Origin of the sequence: Streptomyces sp. NPDC018026 (assembly GCF_044327745.1) — a bacterium.
Classification (GTDB): domain Bacteria; phylum Actinomycetota; class Actinomycetes; order Streptomycetales; family Streptomycetaceae; genus Streptomyces; species Streptomyces rubrogriseus.
This window is the reverse complement of record NZ_JBIRFY010000003.1, coordinates 642,275-663,976: the sequence shown is the minus strand read 5'-3', so window position 1 is coordinate 663,976 and position 21,702 is coordinate 642,275. Positions and strand designations below refer to the sequence as shown.

Annotated in this window: 21 protein-coding genes and 1 pseudogene; 10 read left to right on the top strand and 12 right to left on the bottom strand. The window is 69.5% G+C overall.

The features are described 5' to 3' along the window. A pseudogene (locus ACH4D3_RS13200) lies at positions 1-384 on the top strand (FAD-dependent monooxygenase); the annotation flags it as partial. 297 nt (positions 385-681) lie between these two features. Here the strand turns inward: ACH4D3_RS13200 and ACH4D3_RS13195 are convergent. Continuing rightward, positions 682-1,290 carry a TetR/AcrR family transcriptional regulator gene (locus ACH4D3_RS13195; protein WP_398320689.1) on the bottom strand — a complete coding sequence of 203 codons (609 nt, stop codon included), beginning with the start codon at positions 1,288-1,290 and terminating at the stop codon, positions 682-684. Positions 1,291-1,458: 168 nt separating this feature from the next. Here ACH4D3_RS13195 and ACH4D3_RS13190 point away from each other — a divergent pair, with 168 nt between their 5' ends. The 3 genes from ACH4D3_RS13190 to ACH4D3_RS13180 all read left to right on the top strand — a co-directional run bounded on the left by ACH4D3_RS13190 (position 1,459) and on the right by ACH4D3_RS13180 (position 4,647). Then, on the top strand, positions 1,459-2,172 hold the full coding sequence (locus ACH4D3_RS13190) for an SDR family NAD(P)-dependent oxidoreductase (protein ID WP_398320686.1): 714 nt from the start codon (positions 1,459-1,461) through the stop codon (positions 2,170-2,172). Between the two features lie 135 nt (positions 2,173-2,307). Further along, complete coding sequence (locus tag ACH4D3_RS13185; protein ID WP_398320683.1) at positions 2,308-3,378, top strand: saccharopine dehydrogenase NADP-binding domain-containing protein; 1,071 nt, start codon at positions 2,308-2,310, stop codon at positions 3,376-3,378. A gap of 165 nt (positions 3,379-3,543) precedes the next feature. Then, positions 3,544-4,647: a DUF4037 domain-containing protein gene (locus ACH4D3_RS13180; protein ID WP_398320680.1), complete on the top strand. Its 1,104-nt coding sequence runs from the start codon at positions 3,544-3,546 to the stop codon at positions 4,645-4,647. A 216-nt stretch (positions 4,648-4,863) separates the two neighbouring features. Here ACH4D3_RS13180 and ACH4D3_RS13175 read toward each other — a convergent pair whose 3' ends face one another. The 5 genes from ACH4D3_RS13175 to ACH4D3_RS13155 all read right to left on the bottom strand — a co-directional run bounded on the left by ACH4D3_RS13175 (position 4,864) and on the right by ACH4D3_RS13155 (position 9,022). Beyond that, positions 4,864-5,745, bottom strand: a complete 882-nt coding sequence (locus ACH4D3_RS13175; RefSeq protein WP_398320677.1) for an alpha/beta fold hydrolase — start codon at positions 5,743-5,745, stop codon at positions 4,864-4,866. 38 nt (positions 5,746-5,783) lie between these two features. Further along, positions 5,784-7,064 carry a hypothetical protein gene (locus ACH4D3_RS13170; RefSeq protein ID WP_398320674.1) on the bottom strand — a complete coding sequence of 427 codons (1,281 nt, stop codon included), beginning with the start codon at positions 7,062-7,064 and terminating at the stop codon, positions 5,784-5,786. A gap of 110 nt (positions 7,065-7,174) precedes the next feature. Then, the gene (locus ACH4D3_RS13165) at positions 7,175-7,753 is read right to left on the bottom strand and encodes a TetR/AcrR family transcriptional regulator (protein WP_398320671.1); all 579 of its coding nucleotides are present in this window, start codon (positions 7,751-7,753) and stop codon (positions 7,175-7,177) included. 31 nt (positions 7,754-7,784) lie between these two features. Beyond that, positions 7,785-8,042, bottom strand: coding sequence for a hypothetical protein (locus ACH4D3_RS13160; protein WP_398320668.1), 258 nt, complete (start codon positions 8,040-8,042; stop codon positions 7,785-7,787). Between the two features lie 74 nt (positions 8,043-8,116). Beyond that, positions 8,117-9,022 (bottom strand): NADP-dependent oxidoreductase, encoded by a 906-nt coding sequence (locus tag ACH4D3_RS13155; RefSeq protein ID WP_398320665.1) that lies wholly within the window; start codon positions 9,020-9,022, stop codon positions 8,117-8,119. Positions 9,023-9,280: 258 nt separating this feature from the next. On the opposite strand from ACH4D3_RS13155, the gene ACH4D3_RS13150 reads away from it, so the two are divergent. Continuing rightward, positions 9,281-9,658, top strand: a complete 378-nt coding sequence (locus ACH4D3_RS13150) for a winged helix-turn-helix transcriptional regulator (protein ID WP_398320662.1) — start codon at positions 9,281-9,283, stop codon at positions 9,656-9,658. Positions 9,659-9,855: 197 nt separating this feature from the next. Then, the gene (locus ACH4D3_RS13145) at positions 9,856-10,695 is read left to right on the top strand and encodes a DUF899 family protein (protein WP_398320659.1); all 840 of its coding nucleotides are present in this window, start codon (positions 9,856-9,858) and stop codon (positions 10,693-10,695) included. Positions 10,696-10,825: 130 nt separating this feature from the next. Here ACH4D3_RS13145 and ACH4D3_RS13140 read toward each other — a convergent pair whose 3' ends face one another. Next, entirely contained in the window at positions 10,826-11,707 is an 882-nt protein-coding gene (locus ACH4D3_RS13140) for a hypothetical protein (protein ID WP_398320656.1), read from the bottom strand. Between the two features lie 391 nt (positions 11,708-12,098). On the opposite strand from ACH4D3_RS13140, the gene ACH4D3_RS13135 reads away from it, so the two are divergent. Next, positions 12,099-12,236, top strand: a complete 138-nt coding sequence (locus tag ACH4D3_RS13135; RefSeq protein ID WP_398320653.1) for a hypothetical protein — start codon at positions 12,099-12,101, stop codon at positions 12,234-12,236. Between the two features lie 225 nt (positions 12,237-12,461). Here the strand turns inward: ACH4D3_RS13135 and ACH4D3_RS13130 are convergent, their stop codons facing one another. The 3 genes from ACH4D3_RS13130 to ACH4D3_RS13120 all read right to left on the bottom strand — a co-directional run bounded on the left by ACH4D3_RS13130 (position 12,462) and on the right by ACH4D3_RS13120 (position 15,337). Beyond that, complete coding sequence (locus ACH4D3_RS13130) at positions 12,462-12,842, bottom strand: VOC family protein (protein ID WP_398320650.1); 381 nt, start codon at positions 12,840-12,842, stop codon at positions 12,462-12,464. Positions 12,843-13,971: 1,129 nt separating this feature from the next. Continuing rightward, positions 13,972-14,697, bottom strand: coding sequence for a glycoside hydrolase family 11 protein (locus tag ACH4D3_RS13125; protein ID WP_398320647.1), 726 nt, complete (start codon positions 14,695-14,697; stop codon positions 13,972-13,974). Between the two features lie 439 nt (positions 14,698-15,136). Continuing rightward, positions 15,137-15,337, bottom strand: coding sequence for a hypothetical protein (locus ACH4D3_RS13120; protein ID WP_398320644.1), 201 nt, complete (start codon positions 15,335-15,337; stop codon positions 15,137-15,139). Positions 15,338-15,406: 69 nt separating this feature from the next. On the opposite strand from ACH4D3_RS13120, the gene ACH4D3_RS13115 reads away from it, so the two are divergent. Together ACH4D3_RS13115 and ACH4D3_RS13110 are read left to right on the top strand one after the other, a co-directional pair. Next, positions 15,407-16,936, top strand: coding sequence for a glycoside hydrolase family 43 protein (locus ACH4D3_RS13115; RefSeq protein WP_398320641.1), 1,530 nt, complete (start codon positions 15,407-15,409; stop codon positions 16,934-16,936). A gap of 1,141 nt (positions 16,937-18,077) precedes the next feature. Beyond that, a complete protein-coding gene (locus ACH4D3_RS13110; RefSeq protein WP_398320638.1) occupies positions 18,078-18,824 on the top strand; it encodes an alpha/beta fold hydrolase in 747 nt (248 codons plus the stop codon). Positions 18,825-18,989: 165 nt separating this feature from the next. Here the strand turns inward: ACH4D3_RS13110 and ACH4D3_RS13105 are convergent, their stop codons facing one another. Beyond that, positions 18,990-19,670, bottom strand: a complete 681-nt coding sequence (locus tag ACH4D3_RS13105; RefSeq protein WP_398320635.1) for an ABC transporter ATP-binding protein — start codon at positions 19,668-19,670, stop codon at positions 18,990-18,992. Beyond that, the gene (locus ACH4D3_RS13100) at positions 19,667-20,785 is read right to left on the bottom strand and encodes an ABC transporter permease (RefSeq protein ID WP_398320632.1); all 1,119 of its coding nucleotides are present in this window, start codon (positions 20,783-20,785) and stop codon (positions 19,667-19,669) included. The genes ACH4D3_RS13105 and ACH4D3_RS13100 overlap by 4 nt, the downstream gene beginning before the upstream one ends. 119 nt (positions 20,786-20,904) lie before the next feature. Between ACH4D3_RS13100 and ACH4D3_RS13095 the strand changes: the two genes are divergently transcribed. After that, entirely contained in the window at positions 20,905-21,495 is a 591-nt protein-coding gene (locus ACH4D3_RS13095) for a TetR/AcrR family transcriptional regulator (RefSeq protein ID WP_398320629.1), read from the top strand. The last annotated feature ends 207 nt before the right edge of the window (positions 21,496-21,702 follow it).

Below are 21,702 nucleotides of genomic sequence, written 5' to 3'. Positions count from 1 at the left end.
ATCCTGGCGGACGCAGCCCACATTCACTCGCCCCTCGGCGGCCAAGGCCTGAACCTCGGCATCGGGGACGCCGCCAACCTCGGCTGGAAGCTGGCCGCGACCGTGCGCGGAACCGCGCCCGAGGGCCTGCTCGACACCTACACCAGCGAACACCACCCCATCGGTGCCGCGGTGCTCGACTGGTCACGCGCGCAGGTGGCGATCATGAAGCCCGGTCCCAACGCGCCCGCGCTGCGCAAGCTCTTGCACGACCTGCTGCGCACCACCGACGGCACCACGCTCGCCTACCGCCGGACCACGGGCCTGTTCAACCGCTACGACCTGGGCGACACCCACCCGCTCGTCGGCCGCACCGCCCCCGACTTCCGCTTCCGGGTCTCGACGACACCATGCCCGCGGGCCCTCGGACAGCCTTCGCACGACGGCGCACGACCACAAGCACGTCCGCCCCTGCCGGGTATCCCCTCCCTGGCAGCCGCCCCGCAAGCAGGGCGCAGCCGTCAGGGGCACCCGCTGACCAGTACTGAAGCACCACCGTGAGCACACGTTGCCGACGCCGGAGCGCGCCATGGAGTCCACCGCGCGCTACGAACTGCCCGCACCGCCAGGGGAATTCAGCGCTGCTCCGCCCACCCCCGTTCACCCGGAGAAGAAGAGCACGGGCCGGTTCGTCGCTGCGGGTCAGCTGCGCACTGCCGCGACGCACTCGTCATACAGGTCAATGATGTCGCCCTCGCCGTCGCGCGCGACCCACGTCATCGACGCCGCGTCAAGGCATGCGCAGGCCGTCGCGATCACCGCGCGAGCTCGTGGGTCCGCGCCGCCGACAGCAGCACCCATCCTCGCTTCGACGAGTGGCAGAAGGTTTTCCTGGAGTCGCAGCTGCTTTTCGAGATAGCCGGCACGCAGCGAGGCGGTGGTGTGCAGGAGCCGGAACCGCTGCAGGGCCTGTTCACGGCTGTCATGCAGGGCCAGAACGGCAGTGAATCCCGCGCGCAGCGCTCCCCAGACGTCGACGTCGGCGGGCTGTGCGTCGACTGTTTCTGCCAGGATCTGCGCGAACCGGTGCTGGTCGCTGCCGAGGAGGTCTTCCTTGGTGCCGAAGTAGCGGAAGAGGGTCCGCTGGGAGACGCCGGCCTCTCGGGCGATCTGCGCTATGGGCGTCTCGTCGTAGCCCTGTTCGGTGAACAGGCGCAGCGCAGTCTCGAGTATCTCCTGAGAGGCGAGTTGTCGCGTCCGGTCCCACAGCGTGGCCGGTGCGCCCGTCCCTGACTTGGCTCCCTGCTTCATGTCACCAGCTTAGCCCACTGCCAACGTGGCAGCCGCATTAAGGTTGGCAGTCGCTGCCAAACTGGCTTACGCTGTCCGGAGTGGTCGTTCCAGACGTCCGAGGCCCTACGGGGCCGGACCGCCGGTCGATCGCACTTCCCTCAACCAGAGCACGTATAGGAACGCATCATGTCCGCACCAGCAGCTTTGATCACCGGCGGAACCAGCGGCATCGGCAAGGCGACCGCTGAACTGCTCCACTCCCGTGGCTACCGCGTCATGGTCACCGGCCTCGGCAATCTCACCGACACCGGACTTCCCGAGGACGTCGTGATCGTCCGGGCCGACGCACGGTCGCTCCCCGAGATCGATCAGGCGATGGACCAGGCACGTCAGCAGTTCGGCGCTCTCGACCTGCTCTTCCTCAACGCGGGAATCTCCCGCCCCGGCCCGATCGAATCAACCGACGAAGACGCCTTCGACGCCCTGTTTGACATCAACGTCAAGGGCAACTTCTTCACGCTTCAAAAGGCGCTCCCGCTCCTCAACGAAGGCGCGTCAGTCGTGTTCACCGTGGGTGCCGGCGAAGGGATGGGATCCGCCATGACAGCCGCCAAGGGTGCTCTGCTCCCCCTCATGCGGTCCCTGGCGATCGAGCTCGCTCCTCGCCGTATCCGCGTCAACGCCGTCAGCCCGGGGCTGATCAACACGCCCGCTTACACCAGGATGGGCGTTACCCCGGAAATGATCGATTCCTGGGCGAAGGACGTCCCGCTCGGTCGCGTCGGCGCGCCCATCGACGTCGCCGAAGCGGTGGCCTTCCTCGCCTCGGACACCGCCGGCTACATCACCGGCGACAATCTCACCGTCTCCGGGGGCGTTGGAGTCCACACCCGCCCATGACGAGCAGGCCCCAGACAGAGGCCGTCAAGGCCCTCACCGAACTCGAACGTGACGGCAGGCCCACGGGACGGCACGCTCATCGTCGCGACCAGCTGACCTGACATCCCAATCGCCTTACCCTCAGGAGCTCTTCGAATGAACACGCACATCTGGGTGCTCGGTGGCACCGGCCGCAGCGGGCGCAGCATCGCGGCACAACTCACCGAGCGCGGCCTTGGAGCCGTGCTCGTCGGCCGGAACGCCAGCCGCCTGCAGGCCGCAGCACAGCAGACCGGCGGCGAAACCCTGCTGTCCGCCTCCCTCGCCGACACGGCCGCCGAAATCCGGCGGCAACGTCCCGCCGTGGTCATCAACACGGTCGGACCGTTCACGACCACGGCTCCCGGCATCGTGGACGCCTGCCGGACCGCCGGCAGCCACTACATCGACCTGGCGAACGATGTCGCGGCGCTCTCGGCCGTGTTCGAGAAGCACGACCCGGCCACCCAGGCGGGTCATACGCTCGTCACCGGCGCCGGGTTCGGCGTGACCGCCACCGAGAGCGTCGTGGTGAAGCTGTGCGAGGGCCGTCCCGCGCCCCTGCGGGTCCGGGTCGACATGCTGCCCTCGATGGCGATGGAAGCGGGCCCCGCCGGCGAAGCCCTGATCGGCAGTCTTCTGGGCAGCCTCGAGGGGCGTCAGATCACCGACGGCCGCGTGGTGCCCGCCCGGATCTTCAGCGACGCACAGCGCCTCACCCTGCCCGACGGCTCACAGGTGACCACCGCGAGTGTGCCGTTGGGCGAACTGCTCGCCGCTCAGCGGGCCAGCGGCGCCCGCGATGTGCTGTCGGCATCGAGCGAAGCCCCGTCCTCGCCAGTGATCCGGTCGGTGATGCCCCTCGTGAGCACGCTCATGCGGTGGGAGCGGCTGCGGTCGTTCATCACGGGCCGTCTCGCGGGGATACAGGTCAAGGCGAAGGAGCGGCCGCGCGAGCACTCCTGGGGGCACGCCGTCGTCACATGGGCAGACGGCGAGACCCGGGAGGGCTGGCTGCGCCTGGGCGACGCACAGGAGTACACCGGAGCGGTACCCGCAGAGGTCGCCCGGCGGCTACTGGCCGGCGAGGGGCGACCCGGCGCCTATACCCCGGCCGCCCTCTTTGGCCCGGCCCTTGCCGAATCGTGCGGCGCCACGTACGTACTGCCCCAGCCCGACCGGCAGTGATCCGCTGCGATCCGGAGCCCACGAAGGCCGCACTGGTCGTGGCTGTCTGCCCTCAGAACTTCCTCACCGGGTGGCTGCCGGTCGGGCTTGCGGCCACGAGGCCGGTACCCGGTCCCGGGAGAAACGCGTCGACCGACATCATGCCGGTCAGGCAAGCTCTGGACCATGACCACACCGCCTTTCGTCCCGGGACTGGAGCTCTCCCGCCGCTTCTATTCCGAAGCCGTCCGGCCCCTGCTGGACGAGGCCGTCCCCGGCATCGCCCACTCCGCCGCCCGTCTCGGCAGCGGCTCGGAGGTATTGGGATTCGACACGGCCCGCTCCGCCGACCACGAGTGGGGACCTCGGCTTCAGCTGCTGTTGCACCCGCAAGACGTCACCCGCCACGGGCCGACGATCAAGAAGCTGCTCTCCGCCCGGCTGCCGAAGACCTTCCACGGCTACCCCACGCACTTCGCCGCCACCGCCGAGGCGGACATCCGGATCATGCAGGCGACCGACGGGCCGGTGCACCACCGAGTCGACATCACCGACGCGGGTACCTGGTTCACGGAGCAGCTGGGCTTCGACCCCGGCCAGGACATCACCGCACTGGACTGGCTGGCCACCCCCACGCAGCGGCTCGCCGAGGTCACCGCCGGCGCCGTCTTCCACGACGGACTCGGCCGACTCGCACCGGCCCGCGCGCATCTGGCGTGGTACCCCCACGACATCTGGCTCCACCTGCTCGCCTGCCAGTGGCAGCGCATCGCCCGGGAGGAAGCCTTCGTCGGCCGGTGCGGCGAAGTGGGCGACGAACTCGGGTCCGCCGTCGTCGCCGGGCGCCTGGTGCGCGACCTGATGCGGCTCTGCCTCCTCATGGACCGCCGCTACCCGCCCTACGGCAAGTGGCTCGGCAGCGCCTTCGCCCGCACCCCTCAGGCCGACGCCCTCACGCCCGTCCTCACCGCATCCCTCGCCGCCACCGACTGGCACACCCGCGAGCACCATCTGGCCCGCGCCTACGAGACCGTCGCCGCAGCCCACAACCGGCTTGGCCTCACCGACCCGGTCGACCCCACCACCCGCCCCTACCACAGCAGACCGTTCCAGGTCCTGCACGCCGAACGCTTCGCCGCGGCGCTGACCGCCCGCATCACCGACCCGGCCGTTCGAACTCTGCCGCCGACCGGAACCGTCGACCAGTTCATCGACAGCACCGACGCGCTCAGCGAGCCGCAATGGGCGCGATCGGTGATCCGGGCCACGACCCACGCCCCCGAGCCATGACGCCGTGAGCAGGCTGCGATTCCCGCTCGGACACACAACCCCGCGGAAAGGGATGGGCTCCAGTTGCATGCCCATGCGCTGGGGCCGAACCAGCGGTCCGGCGACGAGTAGTTGCCGCGGGTCCGGACGGTGCTGGGCGGCTGCGGATGTTCTACGGGCCGCACGCGATGCACGCCTTGCTCACGCCGGACACGTGGGCGTCGGCGGCCGGGGCGGTTACTGGTGTGTGGCCAGGAACGGCAGAAGGACGTCGGTCATCTCGTCGGGCACTTCCTCTGCGAGGTCGTGACCGGCGTCGAAGACATGCCCCGTGACGTCGTGAGCCACGAGTCGCATCTGGGACTCGGTGCGGTCGCCGATGAACGCGGATCCGCCCAGCGCCAGAACCGGGATGTCCAGCTTCTTCTGTGCGGTCTGCCGGTTCTGCTCGGCGTCGATGAGCATGGCCCGGTAGATGGAGAGCATCGCCCGGATGCCGCCGGGCATGGAGTAGCAGCGCACGTATTCGTCGACCGCGTCGGGGGTGGCGGTGTCGGGCCGGCTGCGCTCGTACTTGATCATGTAGGTGATCAGCTCGCGCTCGTGCCCGGTGATCAGCATCTCGGGTATGTCGGGCTGGAAGTAGAAGCCCAGATGCCACAGGTGCATGCCGCTGGAGACGTTGTCTGGGGTGAGGGCCGTGTGGTCCTCGAAGCCGAATCCGGGGAACAGTGCCTCGGCGAACACGAGAGCGGTGACGTGATCGCGGTGGCGGGCGGCGAGCTGGTAGCCGATCACCGCTCCCCAGTCCTCACCCGCCACGGCGTATGTCCGGTGTCCGAGGTGGTTCATCAGCTCGGCGATGTCGTCGCTCATGGTCGCGGAGTCGTAGCCGTCCGACGGACGGGCGGAGTCGCCGAGACCGCGCAGGTCCGGCACGACGACGGTGTAGTGGGGCGTCAGCTCGGGAACGAGGTGGCGCCAGTGGTAGCCGGTCTTGGGTACGCCGTGCAGGAGCACCAGGGCAGGGCCGGACCCGGCTGTGCGGTAGTGCAGACTCGTTCCGTTCACGGCGGCTCGGCCCGTGCGGACGGGCGTTCCTTCATGGTCGAACATCATCTTCTTCAACCTTCGTGGTGTACGTCGCTGTGCGGGTGTCAGCGGGCTTGCGCGGGGTCGACGAGGGTCACCAGGCGGCTCGGTCCGGTGCCGTCCGCGGTTGTCCGGGCAGCGGAACGGCCGGCGGGGCGCAGGGTGAGGTTCTCCGGGTAGAGCCGGCCGAGCAGGGCCAGTACGACGAGGTCGTCCTGACCGGTGGCGTCCAGGGTGACGTCGCCGCCCTGTGCCCACACCAGTCCCGGCGCGCGCAGCGCGGACCAGGCGTCGGCGGTGCCGGATGCGTCGCCTGCGGCGGGGTCCTCACGCTGGGTGAAGCGGTGGCCGCGTAGGGCCTGGCCGAGGTCGACGTGGGTGGTGGTGCCGTCGTGGGTGACCTCGATGCGGGCGGTGCGGGTCCCGTCGACGACCGGCGCGGTGACGGGACGGGCGGAGAGCGGGCCGGATGTGGTGGTGGCGGCCGGTAGGTCCTCGACGAGGGTGCGGGGCGCGGCGTAGTAGTCCTGTACCTCGGCGACATACGTGGCGGCTTCGCCGACGGCCGGGTCGGGGCGCCAGGTCAGCAGGTGCCGGGGTGCGGTCAGGGGTGGCTGGTCGAGGACGGCGGGCAGGGCGGTGCCGCCGGCCGCCTCGAAGCCGTAGCCGGCCGGGCCGGAGGTGCCGGTGACGACGTTGCGGGCGAAGGCCACGACGCTGGTGTGCCGGATCTGCCGCACCAGGAGTTCGGTGAGGAACGCGTCGCGGGCCGGTTCGGTGTGCCGCAGGCCGGTCGGGGTGATCAGGAGCGGAACATCCTGCCAGTTGGTGAAGGGCAGCAGGGCGTCGCGCAGCAGGACGATCTGGTGGAGCCACTCGTTGTAGAGCTGCATCGTGACCGGTCCACCTCGACGTCCGCGGAGCAGATCGGCTGCGGGAGGGGTGAGCAGGTGGCCGTAGCAGTGGCTGCGGACGATCAGCGGGCCGGCAGGCAGCGGTACCGGACGGGTGAGCAGCCTCTCCAGCGCCTCGGTCGCCCAGGAGGCAAGCTCCTGGCCGATCGTCTCGGCCCGCGCGCCCAGTTCGCGTGCTGCCGAGGCGCTGTCCGGGCCGATGGACAGCGGGAGGGAGGTCTCCCGGGTACCGAGGGCGAGGGTCGCGCGGATCTGGCCCTCCAGCACCTCGCTGTCGGCAGTGGTGAGGGCGTTGTCATCGATGATGCCCTGGAGCAACGGGTCGATGGCGGTGAAGAACTCGCGGGCGGTCAGGGTGGTGCCGGCCGCGGGGAAGGTGTTCCAGCGGCTTCCGCCGAGAGCGGGCGTATCCGGGACGGATGCGCGAGACATGGGTCCTCCGAAGTCGTCGATTGAAGCGGGGCGGCGTCGCCGGCCCCTGCGTCCGAGCGGGCACCGGCGCCTTTCTGGATCGTCTGATACAGATTCCGGGCATGAAAAAATCAGCCGAGGGCGGCCAGCGCGACCTCCACAAGGGGTTCGAGGGCGCGGACGTCCGGCGTGATCTTCGCGGAGACCAGCAGTCCGTTGAGGAAGGTGACGAGGAAAGCGGCGAGGGCGTACGGGTCGTGCCGCTTGGCGATCTCGCCCCGCTCCGCCGCGACCCGCAGCACTTCGGCGAGCGCGTCCCGGCTGGCGTCCTGCATGTCGCGCACGGTGCGCCGGATCGCCGCGTCCTCCGGCAGGCGTTCGCAGGCGGCATTGACCACCAGGCAACCCCGACCGTCGTCCTGCACGGCGATCCGGACCCGCTCGACCAGCATCGCGCGGATCGCCGAGCGGGCGTCCGCTCCCTCCTCCAGACTGCGCAGGGCGGCCGCCGCGAGGGTGGTGCGGTAGTGCTCCAGCGCCGCCCGGTACAGGCCGTCCTTGTCGCCGAACGCGGCATACAGGGACCCCTGCCCGATCCCCAGGTGCCCGGTCAGGTCGCGCACCGAGGTGGCCTCGTAGCCGCGCGTCCAGAACAGCTCCATCGCGCGGCTCACCGCCGCCTCCGTGTCGAACTCCCGGGTCCTTGCCATGACCTCACCGTAACCTATCTGGATCGCACGCTCAAGAAAAGAAGGCGTTGGCCGCCCGGCCATTCGCCGAACTGCGGGCAGGCTTCACGACGGCCCACCGCGTCGTCGAGCAGGTGGGCGGCGTGGACGTGCTCGTGAACAACGCGGGCGCGGCGAGCGCCGCGCGCCTGGACCGGGCGCTGGTACCCGGAACGAGCACGGGGTTCGCGTGGTCTGCGTCCTGCCCGGCTTCGTCGTCGCCCACCGAGATGATCACCTTCCTCGCCTCCGGCCACGCGAAGTGGCTCACCGGCGACCACAGTACGGCCGGCGCGCAGGAGTCGGACTCGTCTGGCGGGCCGGCGCACTGCGTCGGGTCCCGCTTCAGATGGAGATCACGATCTTTCCGCGCGTGCGTCCGCGCTCGGCGTGCAGGTGGGCGTCGACGATCTGCTCCAGAGGGTAGATCTGTTCGACACGAGGTGTGTAACGGCCCTGTCGGCCCAGTTCCGCAGCGGCTGACAGGAGAGTGGGGTCGTTCTCCGCGTTGACCACGTGTGTGCCCAGGCGCTGCCCGCCCGCATGGTCGGCGACCGTCGCAACGTGCGACGGGTCACCCGTGATGGCGACGAGGTCGGCCAGGGATCCGGAGGCCGCAGTGTCCAGCGCGATGTCGACGCCGTTCGGAGCGAGAGCGGACAGGCGGCGCGCGAGGCCGGGGCCGTAGGTGGTGGGAACGGCGCCGAGAGAGGTGAGGAACTCGTGGTTGCGTTCACTGGCTGTCCCGATCACGGCTGCGCCTCGGGCCACAGCGATCTCGACTGCCGCGCTGCCCACGCCCCCGGCAGCGCCCTCGACGAGAAGGGTGCGCCCCGCGAGGGGGCCGAGCGCGTTCAGGCCACGCATCGCCGTCACGGCTGCGAGGCCGGCACCCGCAGCCTGCTCATCGTTCCACGTGCCGGGGACGTGGGCCCAGGCCGAGAGGATGACCAGTTCCGCGGTTGAGCCGCTGACACCGCCCATCCCGAAAACACGGTCGCCGATACTTACTCCCTCAACTCCGTCACCGACTTCGTCGACCACGCCGGCGGCGTCGCGTCCGGGAATGGCGGGCAGCTCCAGAGGAATCAGCCGGCGCAGGGAGCCGGCACGCAGCTTCCAGTCGATGGGGTTGACGCTGGCCGCCGCGGCGCGGACCCGGATCTCACCGAGTCCGGGATGGGGGTCGTCGACCCGCTCGATCACCAGGCTTTCCGCTCCGCCATATTCATGAAAGCGGGCTGCACGCATAAAGTCCTGCCTTACCGTTACAGGTTGAAATGATGGCATTCATTGGATGCCCGATACTCTGCCGAGGTGCACATCGGCACGCCGGCCGGCTTCCGGTCAGAGGAGGCCGGGCGCGGATGGGTGGGGCGGACGGCCGCCCGCCCCGAAATCCACGATCCTGCTCGTCGCCGGAATTTCTCCCGTTGAGCCGACGCTCCGGAAGATACCCAGAAGGTCGGTCACCATCTGGATACCAAGACCGGAGACAGGACACCCTCGATGACGCCACGGCCACCGCTGCCACCCGACATGTTCGACGAGCTCTGCCCGTCCCCGCTGTTGCCTTTCCGCTTCGGTGACAAATGGGCCTCCATGGTCCTCCTCTGCCTGGAAGACGGCCCGCGCAGATACTCCGAGCTCCGCGTGCCGCTGGGCCGTGTCACCCCGAAGGCGCTCACCCAGTCGCTCCGCGGCTTGGAGCGGAACGGGTTCGTGTCACGCACGGTGCACGCCGACCCGAAACTGCGGGTGGAGTACGCGCTCACACCGCTGGGTCGCAGCCTGCTGGAGCCGCTGGACGCCGCGTGCCAATGGGCCACCGAGCACTGGGACGATCTGCTCGACGCCCGCGACGGCGGAACCTCGTCCATCTGCTGACGCGCCCTGCGTCGGCGTTCCATGCCGGACGAGCCACACCGCTGTGTCGACTCGGCGAATCGTCAACGGACCCGGCGGTCGCCAGCATGTTCGGAGACGATAGGACCGGGTCCGATTGGCCATGACGGCGATCCCGGCCTTCGATGACATTGCCGAGGAGTGACCCGTAGCCGAACCGGCAATCCCAGGAGCCGCTGATGTCCGAGAACCTGAGCAAGGCGCAACCGCCGGTCGTCGACCGCGCCACCTTCCAGCAGCAGTTGGAGGCGCTGCGGGCGCGGGAGAAGGCCCACACCCGTGAAGGCGACGCGATCGCCGCAGCACGCCGCAGGCTCCCGATGGTCGAGGTGGCTGCGGACAGCCCGTTGCTGGGACCGGACGGCCCCATGACGCTCCTGGACGCGTTCGAGGGGCGACGGCAGATGATCGCCTACTACTTCATGTGGTGGCCCGGTCGGTCGGCCGCCGAGCAGTGCGAGGGCTGCACCTGGGTCATGAGCCACGTGGGCGAGCTCGCCTATCTGCACTCCCGCGACATCACGTTCGCCGTGCTGTGCCAGGGGCGGAATGTGGCCTACGGCTTCGGGGACGCTCGGACGTCGTACGAGGAGAGCCTGCGCTACCGCACCTTCATGGGCTGGACAATGCCGTGGTACTCCGCCCAGCCCTCGCTCGACGCGCTGCTCGTCGGCCGGGAACCCGGCCTGTTCCACCTGGTGTGCTACCTGCGCGACGGCGACCGGGTCTTCGAGACGTACTGGACCAACCGTCGCGGGGCCGAAGCGGTGGACTACAGCTACGCGCTCATGGACCTCACGGCATTCGGGCGCCAGGAGGACTGGGAGGACTCACCGGCAGGCTGGCCACGCCTCGGGCAGGCCACACGGACCCTGGGAGGGGCTCCCGACTGGCCGCCGCTGCGGGAGGCGCAGGGCGGACGCCCCACAGCCCAATGGCCCCGTATCGATACGGACGACCGCTCCCCTGTCCCTGACCCCACCACCCACCCTGCCAGCGGTCCCGACCACCAGCGCTGAAGGACGCTCGGTATTCCGCACCGGCCCACCGGTCCAGCGCGCCCAGCTGGAACGCCTGATGTGGCTCGGCATACTCACCGAGATCGATACCGCCAAGGTCGCCCGGCAGCAGCCGCCGGGAGGGCACCTGTCAGGGCTCGTCGATCAGCTCGATCGCGCGCGTCACAGCTGCGAGGGCGTCGGGGGAGCCTGTGCGCCGGTGAACATCAAGGCAGGTGTCGGCGAGCTTGATGACGTGTTCATCCTGGTGGCGGACGGCAAGGGCGAAGGTCTCTTCCGCCGACCGGTGAGCGGTGGGCAGGGCTTGCCGAGGTAGGGGTGCGGCGGGGGCGTAAGCCGCCGTCACGGCCGCGCCGGCCGCCCAGGCCGCGTGCAGACTCATCACCCACTGGCTGCTGGGGAGCGCGGGCAAGGTGCGCAGGACGGCCATGGGCGCGGTCGCGGAGTGAATCAGCATGACGGGTGAGCCGTGCGCGTTCGGGAGGTAGCGCACGGCGGCAGCCGTCGTCAGACCGGCCAGCAGGTCCCGGGCCTGCCCGGCGTCCGCGGCGGGTCTCAGCGCGGCCAGCGCGGCGGGCCAGCCGCTCAGGTCGGTGAGCTGGCCCAGCCGGTGGTTGATGTCCGCGCTCTGGTCCGCAATGCGCGGAACGCCCGCAAGGGCGGACGCCGGACCAGCTGTCCCGGAAGGGACAGCGGACGGCACCCGCTGCCAGCGCGCCGCCCAGTAGCCGAGAGCCTGGCCGAGCTCGGCCAGGCGCGGGCCATCCTCGTGGGCCAGCAGGGCGTGGACGGCGTGGCCGGTACGGATCACCCCGTGGGTGGAGCCGGCCGCGATGCCGGGCACAAGCCGTGGCCACCACACCTCCAGCACCGCGCGCCAGGGCTGTTCGGTCACCTCGCGGTCGAAGAACGCGAGCCAGTCCCCAAGTCGGCGAGGATCCCCAAGCGCCGAGTGCCATCCGACGGCGGTGATGGGTCGGGTGCCTCGAGGCCGATCGTCCAACCGGCTCATGTAATGGTCCAACCAGCGGTGGACCTGTCCGGCGTGTCCGCGTCTGACCATGGACTCCACCGCCATGGGACCGTGATTGGACAGCCGGCCGCCGAACTCCGGCCCAGTCCGATACAACCGTTCCAAGGCCTCATCGAGCGTGCCATCAATCCCCATACGAACCGACACTAGCCATGCAACGACCCAACACCATCGGACCAGAGACCCAGACACACCCCTGCGCCAGACCTAGGGCGTGTTTGAGATAAGCCGGCATCGACCAGGGCGCTCCGGTGAGCCGGCGCGCAGAGCAGTTCGCCGCCGTCATCGCGGCCTCCGTCGCCCAACGCCGGGTCCTGTGTGACTGCTGAGCGCGCAGGCAGGCGTACTGGAGCACAACGTTTCCCCGCAGGTGGCCGCCAGCTATAGGCGCCCAGCTGTGGCCAACGCCGCGGACATCGCGGCGGTGGCGCACCAGCACCTCGATGAACTGGGCAACAACGCAACGCAGTTGACTGCCGTCATGCTCACGGCCGTCGGCGCCGTATGAACACACGCACGGCCCTCCCCGGCGATGCTCGCCGCCTGCGAAGCCGACCCCTCGCTCGCGCCGCCGCCTGAGCCCGTCCAGGCAGTAGCCGTGGGCCACACCGCGGCGGCCGACGGAACCCTGATCACCTGGGGCGGCACCACCCTGATGCCCGCCGCCGGGCGCGGACAGGCGCCGACCCCAGCTGCCCCGGGGAGCCGGGGAGCCGGAGTCCGTCGGCGGTCGTCATGGCCAGATGTTGGCCTGTGCTCGGAACGTGTCCGGATCGCTCTCCACAGGCAGTACGCACATCAGATGACCACCAGGCACTCGCAGCACGCGGCACTCCTGCCACTGCGACACCTGCTCAGCGCCCAGAGCAATCAAGCGCGTGGTTTCCGCCTCGACATCATCGGTCTCGATGTCCAGGTGGATACGAGGTGCGTCGTCGACGGCTTGGACTGCCATGATCAGCCCCGGCAGGGCCTGATGGAGTGTGGTGAACTCGGGTGCCGGTGGAAACGGTCGGGCAGTAGCACCGAGAGCTGCCGACCAGAAGTCCGCTGCCTTGGCAGCCTCGGCGACGGGTGCGTCGATCAAAACGGCGTACATGCGGCTTCTGTGCATTGCAGCTCCTCCTGCTCAGCTGGCAGATCGCAACTTGATCATCAGCCGTGACAGTCAGGAACGCTAGCCTCCCTGACGCAGCCCGGGCGAAGTCCGTGGCGATGGGACCCCGCCTACATGGACACCTGTGCGACCGCAGACCGACTCGCCGGGGTGGCCGGTCCGGTATCTGTCCCGCTTACCGGCACTGCCACGTCGGCGTTTGGACGCCTTCATGCCCGCACGTCGCGCAGGATCAGTGGCGACCAGGGCTCGCCGATCACGTCCAAGGTACGGGCGGTGGAACACACCATCTCCCGGAATTGCGTTCGCCGACCTCGACGCCGTGACGGCGTTCTTCGTCGGGCTCGGCCTGGAGGCCGATCGGAAGACGGCCGTCGAAGGCGAGTTTCTGGACACGGTGATCGGCATGACCGAACGAGCTCGGCCTGCCCAACGTCGCCTTCGAGGTGCACGAACTCCAAGCAGCGGTTGACCATGCCGCCGTCGACGGCTACGGCCTGGCGGGGGTATCGGCGCATACGAAGGCGTGTGGCGGATGGCCTACGTCCGCGGGCCAGAGGGAATCATCGTCTCGTTGGCCGAGCGCATCGAGAAGTGAGGGGACATCATGAGTACGACCGTGACTGGGGGTGATCGCGATCCTTTGTCCGGTCGCCTCCGACACGGTGGCCGGCGTCGCGATCATGACTGTGTCGGCTGAGGAAGCCGCGGAGGTCATGGCCGGAGATCCCTGTGTGCGAGCAGGGATGATGCGTTGCGAGGTTCATCCGTGCCACGGCTTCCCCGGAGACGTCCTCCCCGCATGAACGATCCCTGCCCTCTCAGACCGCGCAACCGGACCCGCGGGAGCGCCTGTCCGCCGACGGTGTCGCCCTCCATGCGACCGAGACTCCGACGGCGTACACCGGCGGCAATCTCCGGCCGTGGACCGAGCTTTGACAACTCTTCTCCTGACCACGCCCTTCGATGGCTGGCGCGGAGACACCGCCACCGCTCCGCGCCAACCATGGGCCTTGCTGAATCAGGATCGCCGGGGTGCTTCACAGGACCGACGCGGCACGTCGCCCGGCCACGAGGGGCGTCCCGCATCGACGGGTCCTGCAACCCGTTGTTCACCGGACAGGGGTCAACCGCTGACCGTGATGTTCGAGCTTCCACTGCTCTGGTAGCCCTCGGTGGCCATGATCATGTAGTACTTGAACTGGCCCATGTTCATGCCGGCGCGCGCCCAGGCATCGAAGTGGTTGCCGGTGGTGATGGTGCCGGAGCCGCTGGTCACCTTCGACTGCCGGACACTCCAGTACTGCTGGAAGGTCTTGGTGCCTTCCACAGAGGGGGCGTTGTACCGGGTCGTCTGGTAGATGTCGTAGGTACCGCCGTCACTGGAGACGGTGCCCTTGTACGTGCCGGTGGGCCGGTAGCTGCCCCAGTTGTCGACGATGTAGTACTCCACCAGCGGGTTCGAGGTCCAGCCGTAGAGGCAGCCGTAGCCGTTGCCCGACGGGTTGAAGTAGCCGTTGTAGCGGACTGTCCTGCGTCCGCCGGTACTCCAGCCCTTGCCGGCCACGAAGTTGCCGCAGTTGGTCCACTGGGTGCTGTAGCTGCCTCCACCGTTGAGCGTCATGGAGACGGAGCCACCGCCGTCGGTCCAGAACGAGTAGTACATGCCGTCGGTGCCGGTCTGGTTGGTGGTGATGGTGGTGGCGGCGTGGGCGGTGCCGGGCAGCAGCAGCCCGGACCCGGTAGCGAGCGCGAGGGTGCCGATGCCACCGAGGAAGCCTCGTCGGCTCACTTCGTTGAGGGGGGCGCGGTTCTGCTTGATCCGGTCCTGGTGTGTGCCGTCCTGCTGCATGCGTTCTCCCGATGAAGGCTGGTGGGGGGCGAGCGGCTTCTGCCGTCCGCGGCCTTGCCCGAACCACAGGGAGACCGCCCGGTCGCCACGCCGTGACAACCGACCGCCGCACTCGGCCACATGACGCGAGTGGACAGAGGCCTTCCTGTCGTTCAGTGGCCACAGCTTTCGTAAAACGCCATGGCCCTGTCAACAGTTTCGACATGATTTCGGAAACCTCTTCTTTACAGGAAGGGGTCTTGGCGGCCACTGTCTTCCTGGTCAAGGCACTTCTCATGTGAACCGACACAAGAAGGGAGACGCTACACAGGAAGAGGATCACGCAATCACGTGCATGTCGTTCGAAAGTTTCGAGAGTTCCAAGATGAAGTCACCCGCGGAGGCGGATGGCGGTGCCGGCACTGACGCCGTTGGACCGGCGGGAGGCTGTCACGGCGAGTCAGACGGCGCGCTTGCCGCCGTCGGTCAGCGGGCACGGTGTATCGCCCAGGGCCGCCGCCTTCACGCGCAGCGGAGACTCATCACGTCCCACCAGGACGTCGTCGCCTTCAGCGCGGCCCGGTTCCGGGCCATCGACCAACTGCGAGCCGACGCCCGGCAACACCGTGCGGTACGTCCCGTTGCGGGTCTCGCCCGGCATCTGCTGTGAGCGGGTCAGGTGGGCTGGTTAGACTCTCGGCACCCGGCTGCTCGAGGGGAAGACGCTTCCGTGCATATATACGACAATCCGGTGATCAGCGGATTCCATCCCGATCCGAGCGTGTGCCGGGTCGGTGACGACTACTACCTGGTCTGCTCCAGCTTCGAGTACTTCCCCGGGCTGCCGCTCTTCCACAGCAAGGACCTCGTGCACTGGGAGCAGATCGGCAACGTGCTCGACCGGCCGGGGCAACTGCCGCTGCCTCTCCCCGGCGCCAAGGCGTCCGGAGGCCTCTACGCCCCGACCATCCGTCACCACGGCGGCCGCTACTGGGTCATCAACACCAACGTCGACGGTGGAGGCAACTTCGTCGTCTCTGCCGACCGGTCCGAAGGGCCCTGGAGCGACCCCGTGTGGATCGACCTGACCGGAATCGATCCCGACCTGGCATGGGAGGAGGACGGCACCTGCTGGTGTGCCTTCTCCGGCCCCGAAGGGGGCATCAACATGGCCAGGATCGACCCCATAAGTGGCGAGGTGCTGGAGAAGCCCTTCGCCACATGGTCGGGCAGCGGCCTCAAGTACCCCGAGGCGCCGCATCTCTACCGCATCCGCGACTGGTGGTACCTGCTCATCGCGGAGGGCGGCACGGAACGCGGTCACAGCGTGTCCGTGGCCCGCAGCCGCTCGCCGCGCGGCCCGTGGGAAGGCGCGCCCGCCAACCCCCTGCTGTCCCACAGCGGGACCGCCCGCTCCATCCAGAACACCGGCCACGCCGACCTGGTCGAGGCTCCCGACGGGAGTTGGTGGATGGTGCTGCTCGGTGTCCGCCCTCGCGGCTTCACGCCCGACGTGCACGTACTCGGTCGGGAGACGTTCTTGACCCCGGTGGAGTGGGACCAGGACGGCTGGCCCGTCGTCGCGCCCGTTCCAGTGAGCCATGCGGCCCCGGGTGGTGCCTGGCACCCCCTTCCGGCCCCGTCCACCCGTGACGACTTCGACGGGCCCGCCCTCGCACCGCACTGGATCTCGCCGTTCACCCGTCGGGAAGACTCCTGGTCACTCACCGAGCGGCCTGGGTGGCTGCGCCTCAGCTCCACCGGTCCGACCCTCGACCGCCCCGGGTACACCTTTGTCGGGCGGCGCCAGCAGCACCACGACTGTCGCGTCACCGCTCTGATCGACCCGGACACAGGACGCGGTGGTCTCTGCGTGCGCCTGGACGAAGCTCACCACTACGAAGTGGAGGCCGGGGGCGGGGAAGTCCGTGTCGTCGCCCGGATCGGGCCGCTGCGCCAGACCGTGGCCCGCCGACCGGTCCCGGCCGGGCCGCTGCGCCTCACCGTGACGATCCGGACAACAGGCCTCGTTCCCGCGTCTCCGGAACTCACCGACGGCGGGACCACGGGGCCCGACACCATCGCCTTCGGGTTCGGCGACCCTGATGCCCCGCACACCGAGCCACTCGCCGAGCTGGACGGGCGCTACCTTTCCACCGAGGTCGCCTGCGGCTTCACCGGACGTGTGATCGGTATGTACGCCACCGAGGGCACGGTCGCCTTCGACTGGTTCGAGTACGTCCCGGCACCGTCCGTGTGACGTTCGTGTGACGTCCGTGAACGGGCATCGGTCTGGTCCGACGCCGGCGGGCCGACTCGCTGTCTCGTCCCGATACCGCCCCGTTGTCGCGCGGCGGTGAGGTCGTGCTCGGATCCGGGCAACGCGGGCGAGGCAAAAACGTCGCCACGCGTCCCGATCTCCTGCCGCCTGGCCGTCAGTTGCCCGGTCACGAACCGCAAGGTACGGCTGGACAGATCTCTCAAGGGCGGATGGACAAGCACTCAAGGCTCCTGGCGATCACGGGTGCTCTTGGTCGAACCCCCGCGCAGCGGGCAGTGCCGTCGAACGACCCTCTCCCCCACCTGCCGGGCGGCGCCGAAGCATCACGGGTTCATCTTGCGGAAGTCCTGGTACCCGTCACACACGATGCCCTGGTTGACCCAGCGTTGGGGGTCTGCGGCGAAGGGGGGATGAGGTGCCGCATGCAAGTTCCTCTACTGGTGCTGGTCGGGCAGGCGTCCTAGGTCGATGTGATCAGCAAGGTAGATGAGGGTCGCCTGCGGGTCCATGCCGAAGGCGGCGGCCGGTGCATGATCCAGTCGGTGACCCTGCGGACGGTCAGGTGCGGGGGGGGGAGCCGTGGTCGGGATTGTGAGCTGCGGTAGGGCTTCAGGTGCCGTCGGACGGTGTTGACGTCGCCGCGGAAAGGAGTTGCGGCCGGGAGCCACCGCCGCCGGGAAGGCCCACACTCCGGCGCCCGTCCAGGAATGCGGAAGCATCTGCTCCACGAAGTCCACCGTCTCGGCCTCAGTGAGGCAGGCTGCGTGTGTCGGGCCGAGACGGGTGTCGTGGTGGGGTTTTCCCCATCGTGGCAGTGGGTGCAGCAGCACCGGTGAGTGGCGGGGTGTCCGGCTGCCCTGCGGGGACGGGTTCCGGCGAGCATGGTCACTCGTCCGCACTTCGTCGCAGCATCTGCACTCGGGAACCAGTCATGGCACGTGTCCAACTCCCCCGCCGGTCCGCACACCGCGTACTTCCGGCCGTCGTCCTGTTCGCGGTCACCGCCGCCGGTCTCACAGCCTGCAGCAACGACGAGGAGCCGAACCGGCGGAACCCGGCGCCCTCCTCCTCCGCCCCGTTGCGCCCGGGGGCGGAACGGACGGCCGGACAGACGCTTCACATGATTGACAACGGAGGTCACCGGCTCGCCTTCCATGTCACCGAAGGCGACGGTCCGACCATCGTGCTCGACTCGGGCGGCGGTGAGGACTCTTCCTACTGGAAGGACATCGTGCCCAAACTCCACGCGGCCACCGGGTCCAAGATCATCACCTATGACCGGGCCGGTCTCGGCCGGAGCGAGCCGGTCCCCGGAGCGTGGCGAGTGGAGGACGCCGTCAGCGACCTGAGGACGGGCCTTCAGAAACTCGGTGTGACCGAGAACGTGCTTCTGGTGGCCCACTCACAGGCAGGTGAGATCGCGACCTACTTCGCCAAGGAGAACCCGGGACTGGTGACCGGTGCCGTACTCGTCGACGCAAGCCTGCCGCCGCTGTACACGGACGAGGAGACGGCCCGGCTCGCCGCCGCGAACCAGCCCGCCCTCGACGCCGCCAAGAAGGATCCCACCGAGCCCCGGAACAGGCAGCTGATCTCCGTCGCGGAGAGCTACGTCCCGATGCACAAGGCCTATCACCGGGCCACCTGGCCCGGCACCGTCCCGGCAACCGTCATCGTGTCGGAGAAGACCCCCTTCGACGGCTCGCCCGAAGACGCCGAGCGCTGGCGGGACGCCGCCGCGACCTTCGTACGGCAGGGCCCGGACCGGACACCGGTCACCGCGAAGGGAAGCTCGCACGACATCCCCAAAGACCGGCCCGCACTCGTACTCGAGGAGATCGAGAAGGCCGCACGGGCGACGAGCTGACGAACGGGACCGGACACGACCGTCCAGGTGCGGCACAGCCCACCGACCGGGCCGGCCCACGTTCGTGGTTGAGACGACGCCTGTTCCGGCCTGAAGTGGCTCCGGGTTCCGGTTCCACCAGGGCCGGAGCCAGGGTGGAAGGCAGGCAGGCGCGCTGCCCGGCGGTCAGAGCGTGCTGTCCGCTCCGGTGCGCAGCCGGGCCATGTCGACCACGTGGTCCGCCGCGTCCACCACGACCGGGTCGTGCGTGGCGACCACGGTCACGCAGCCGTGGCGGCGGGTCGTCGCGGCGAGCAGGTCCACGAGGTCGGCCGCGCGTTCCCGGTCGACCGCGGCCGTCGGCTCGTCGACGAGCAGGATGTCAGGTTCGAGCAGCAGTGCGCGTGCGATGGCGATGCGCTGCCGCTCCCCGCCGGACATCTGGTCGGCCCGGTGCCGCAGCCGGTGCCCCAGACCGACCTCGCACAGCAGCTCGGTGGCGCGGGTGCGTACGGCTCGCGGGGAACGGCCTGCGATGGACGCCGCCGCCAGCAGTTGTTCGAGCGCGGTGAGGCCGCTGAGGAGGTTGCCGCTCTGGAAGACGTAGCCGATCCGCTCCCGGCGCAGCCGGGCCTGCCCGGCGGGGGACAGTCCCGCGATGTCCTCGCCCGCGAGCAGCACCTGGCCCGCGTCCGGTCGCAGCAGGGCGCCCGCGACGGCCAGCAGGGTGGACTTGCCCGACCCGGAGGGGCCGACCAGCGCGGTCAGGGCGGCGGGCGCGAAGCTCACGGTCAGCTCGCTCAGCGCGGTGACGCGGGACTCGCCGCGGCCCAGTCGGACGGTGACGTCGAGAAGGTCGAGGCTCATCGGCCGGCTCCAAGCATGGTCATCGGGTCAACGGTGGTCACCTTGCGCAGCGTGACGGCGGTGCCGGCGAGGCCGACCAGGACGACCGTCGCCATGGTGGCGACGAGTGCGCCGGCGGGAAGGCTGAAGGGGACCTCGGAGCCGACCGCCAGGCCCAGCACCGCGGCCAGCGCCGCTCCGACCGCCGCACCCGCCGTCACCACGATCGCGGCCTGCGCAAGGGTGTGGCCCAGCAGCCGCGCCCGCGAGGCGCCCATCGCCCGCAGCAGGGCGAGTTCGGGGCGGCGCTGCACGGTCCACACCGCGAAGAAGGCGCCCACGACGAGCGGCGCGATGGCGTAGAGGAACGCCTGGATCGACGTCATGGTCAGGCGTTCTCCGGTGTAGCCGGGAGCGGCGGCGTACGCGTCCTCGACGGTCACGGTCCTGGTGCTCAGGGCTCGGTCGGCCCCGGGGAGATCCGCTCCGGCTCCGGTCTTGAGGGCGACCGCGCTGTACTGGTGCGGCGGCTCGACGTCGGCGGCCCGGGTGCCGGGGGTGGCGAAGCGGATGCGCTGCCAGGTCTCGACGGGCAGGTAGGCGACGGGGACGTGCCCGTACGAGGAGCGCCCGGTCGTGCCGGTCACCTCGAGTTCGAGACCCGTGCGGTCGACGGTCAGGGTGTCGCCGACGCGTACGCCGTCCTTCACCAGCTGCCGCGAGACGACGACGCCGGACGGTTCGCCGGCGGACAGGGCCGTGCCGGAGGCGGCGCCGGGGTCGAGGAAGGAACCGGGGTCGACCCCGAAGGCGGCGAAGTCCACCTCCACCTTCCGGTCCGTGGTGCCACGGGCGATGGAGACGCCGAGCGGGGTGGCCTCGACGCCGTCGCGCTCGCGCCAGCCGTCCAGTTCCGCCTCGCCCACCAGGCTGCGGGCGAACTGGTCGGAGTCGGCCCCGCGGTCGAAGGCGAGGTGGGTGGCGGGGAGTCTGCGCAGGGCGGAGATGGTGTCGTCGCCGAGTCCGGTGGTGAAACCGCTGACGATGCCGACGAGCGCGGCAACGAGGACCACGACGCTACCCATCAGGAGAAAGCGGCCACGGGCCGCCTTCAGTTCGAGCAGAGCCAAGTACACGGGGAAGCCTTCCCAGGGAGAATGTTGGGGACACTGTGTCCCCAACATAGAAGATGGCGACACGGCGTCCCCAAGCGGGGGTGCGTCCGCCCGGAGCGACGGCCTCCTACACTGACGACGTGCCCAAGATCCGTGCAGCCTCCGTCGCCGACCACCGGGCCCAGCAGCGTGCCGCGCTGGTCGCCGCCGCACGCGAGATCCTGGAGGAGGGCGACGCCTCGGCCGTCACCTTCGCCGCGGTTGCCGCCCGTACCGGACTGGCCCGCAACAGCGTCTACAAGTACTTCGCCGACCGCGGAGAGCTGTTGGCCGAGGTCGTGCGCGAGGCCACACCCCGCTGGACCTCCCGGATCCGTGCCGAGATGACGGACACCCGGACCCCGGAGGAAGCCGTGGCGGCCTACGTACGGGCGCAACTGATCCTGGTACGGGACGGGGAGCACCGCATCGCCCAGGCGCTGGCCGGAGACCGGGACGCGGTCGTGCTCAGAGAGGGCGCGGCACAGGCGCACGCACAGATCCTGGAACCCCTGATCGCCGCGCTGACCGATCTCGGTGACGACGCCCCGCACCGCACGGCACGCCTGCTCCAGGGCTTCGTCAACGCGGCCACCACGGCGGTGGAGTCCGGCGACGACTTCGACGCCGTGACCCGGCGCGCGGTCCGCCTGGCCACGGGAGCGGTGGCCTCGCTCGCGGGACCGCAGTGAACCTCCGAGCGGCCGACTTTCCGCGCTCCCTCGCCAAGGCGCTCCGAATCACCGGGAAGACTTGCACGGGCATTCGATTCCGGCAACGGGGCCGGGAAATCCACCGGACCGAATGTGGTGCGGGTCACGCCGGATTGAGGTCGTTTCCCGAGAATCGTGCACAGGTGACTCGGACATCCCATACCCGTTTCCATGGAGGGTTCCATG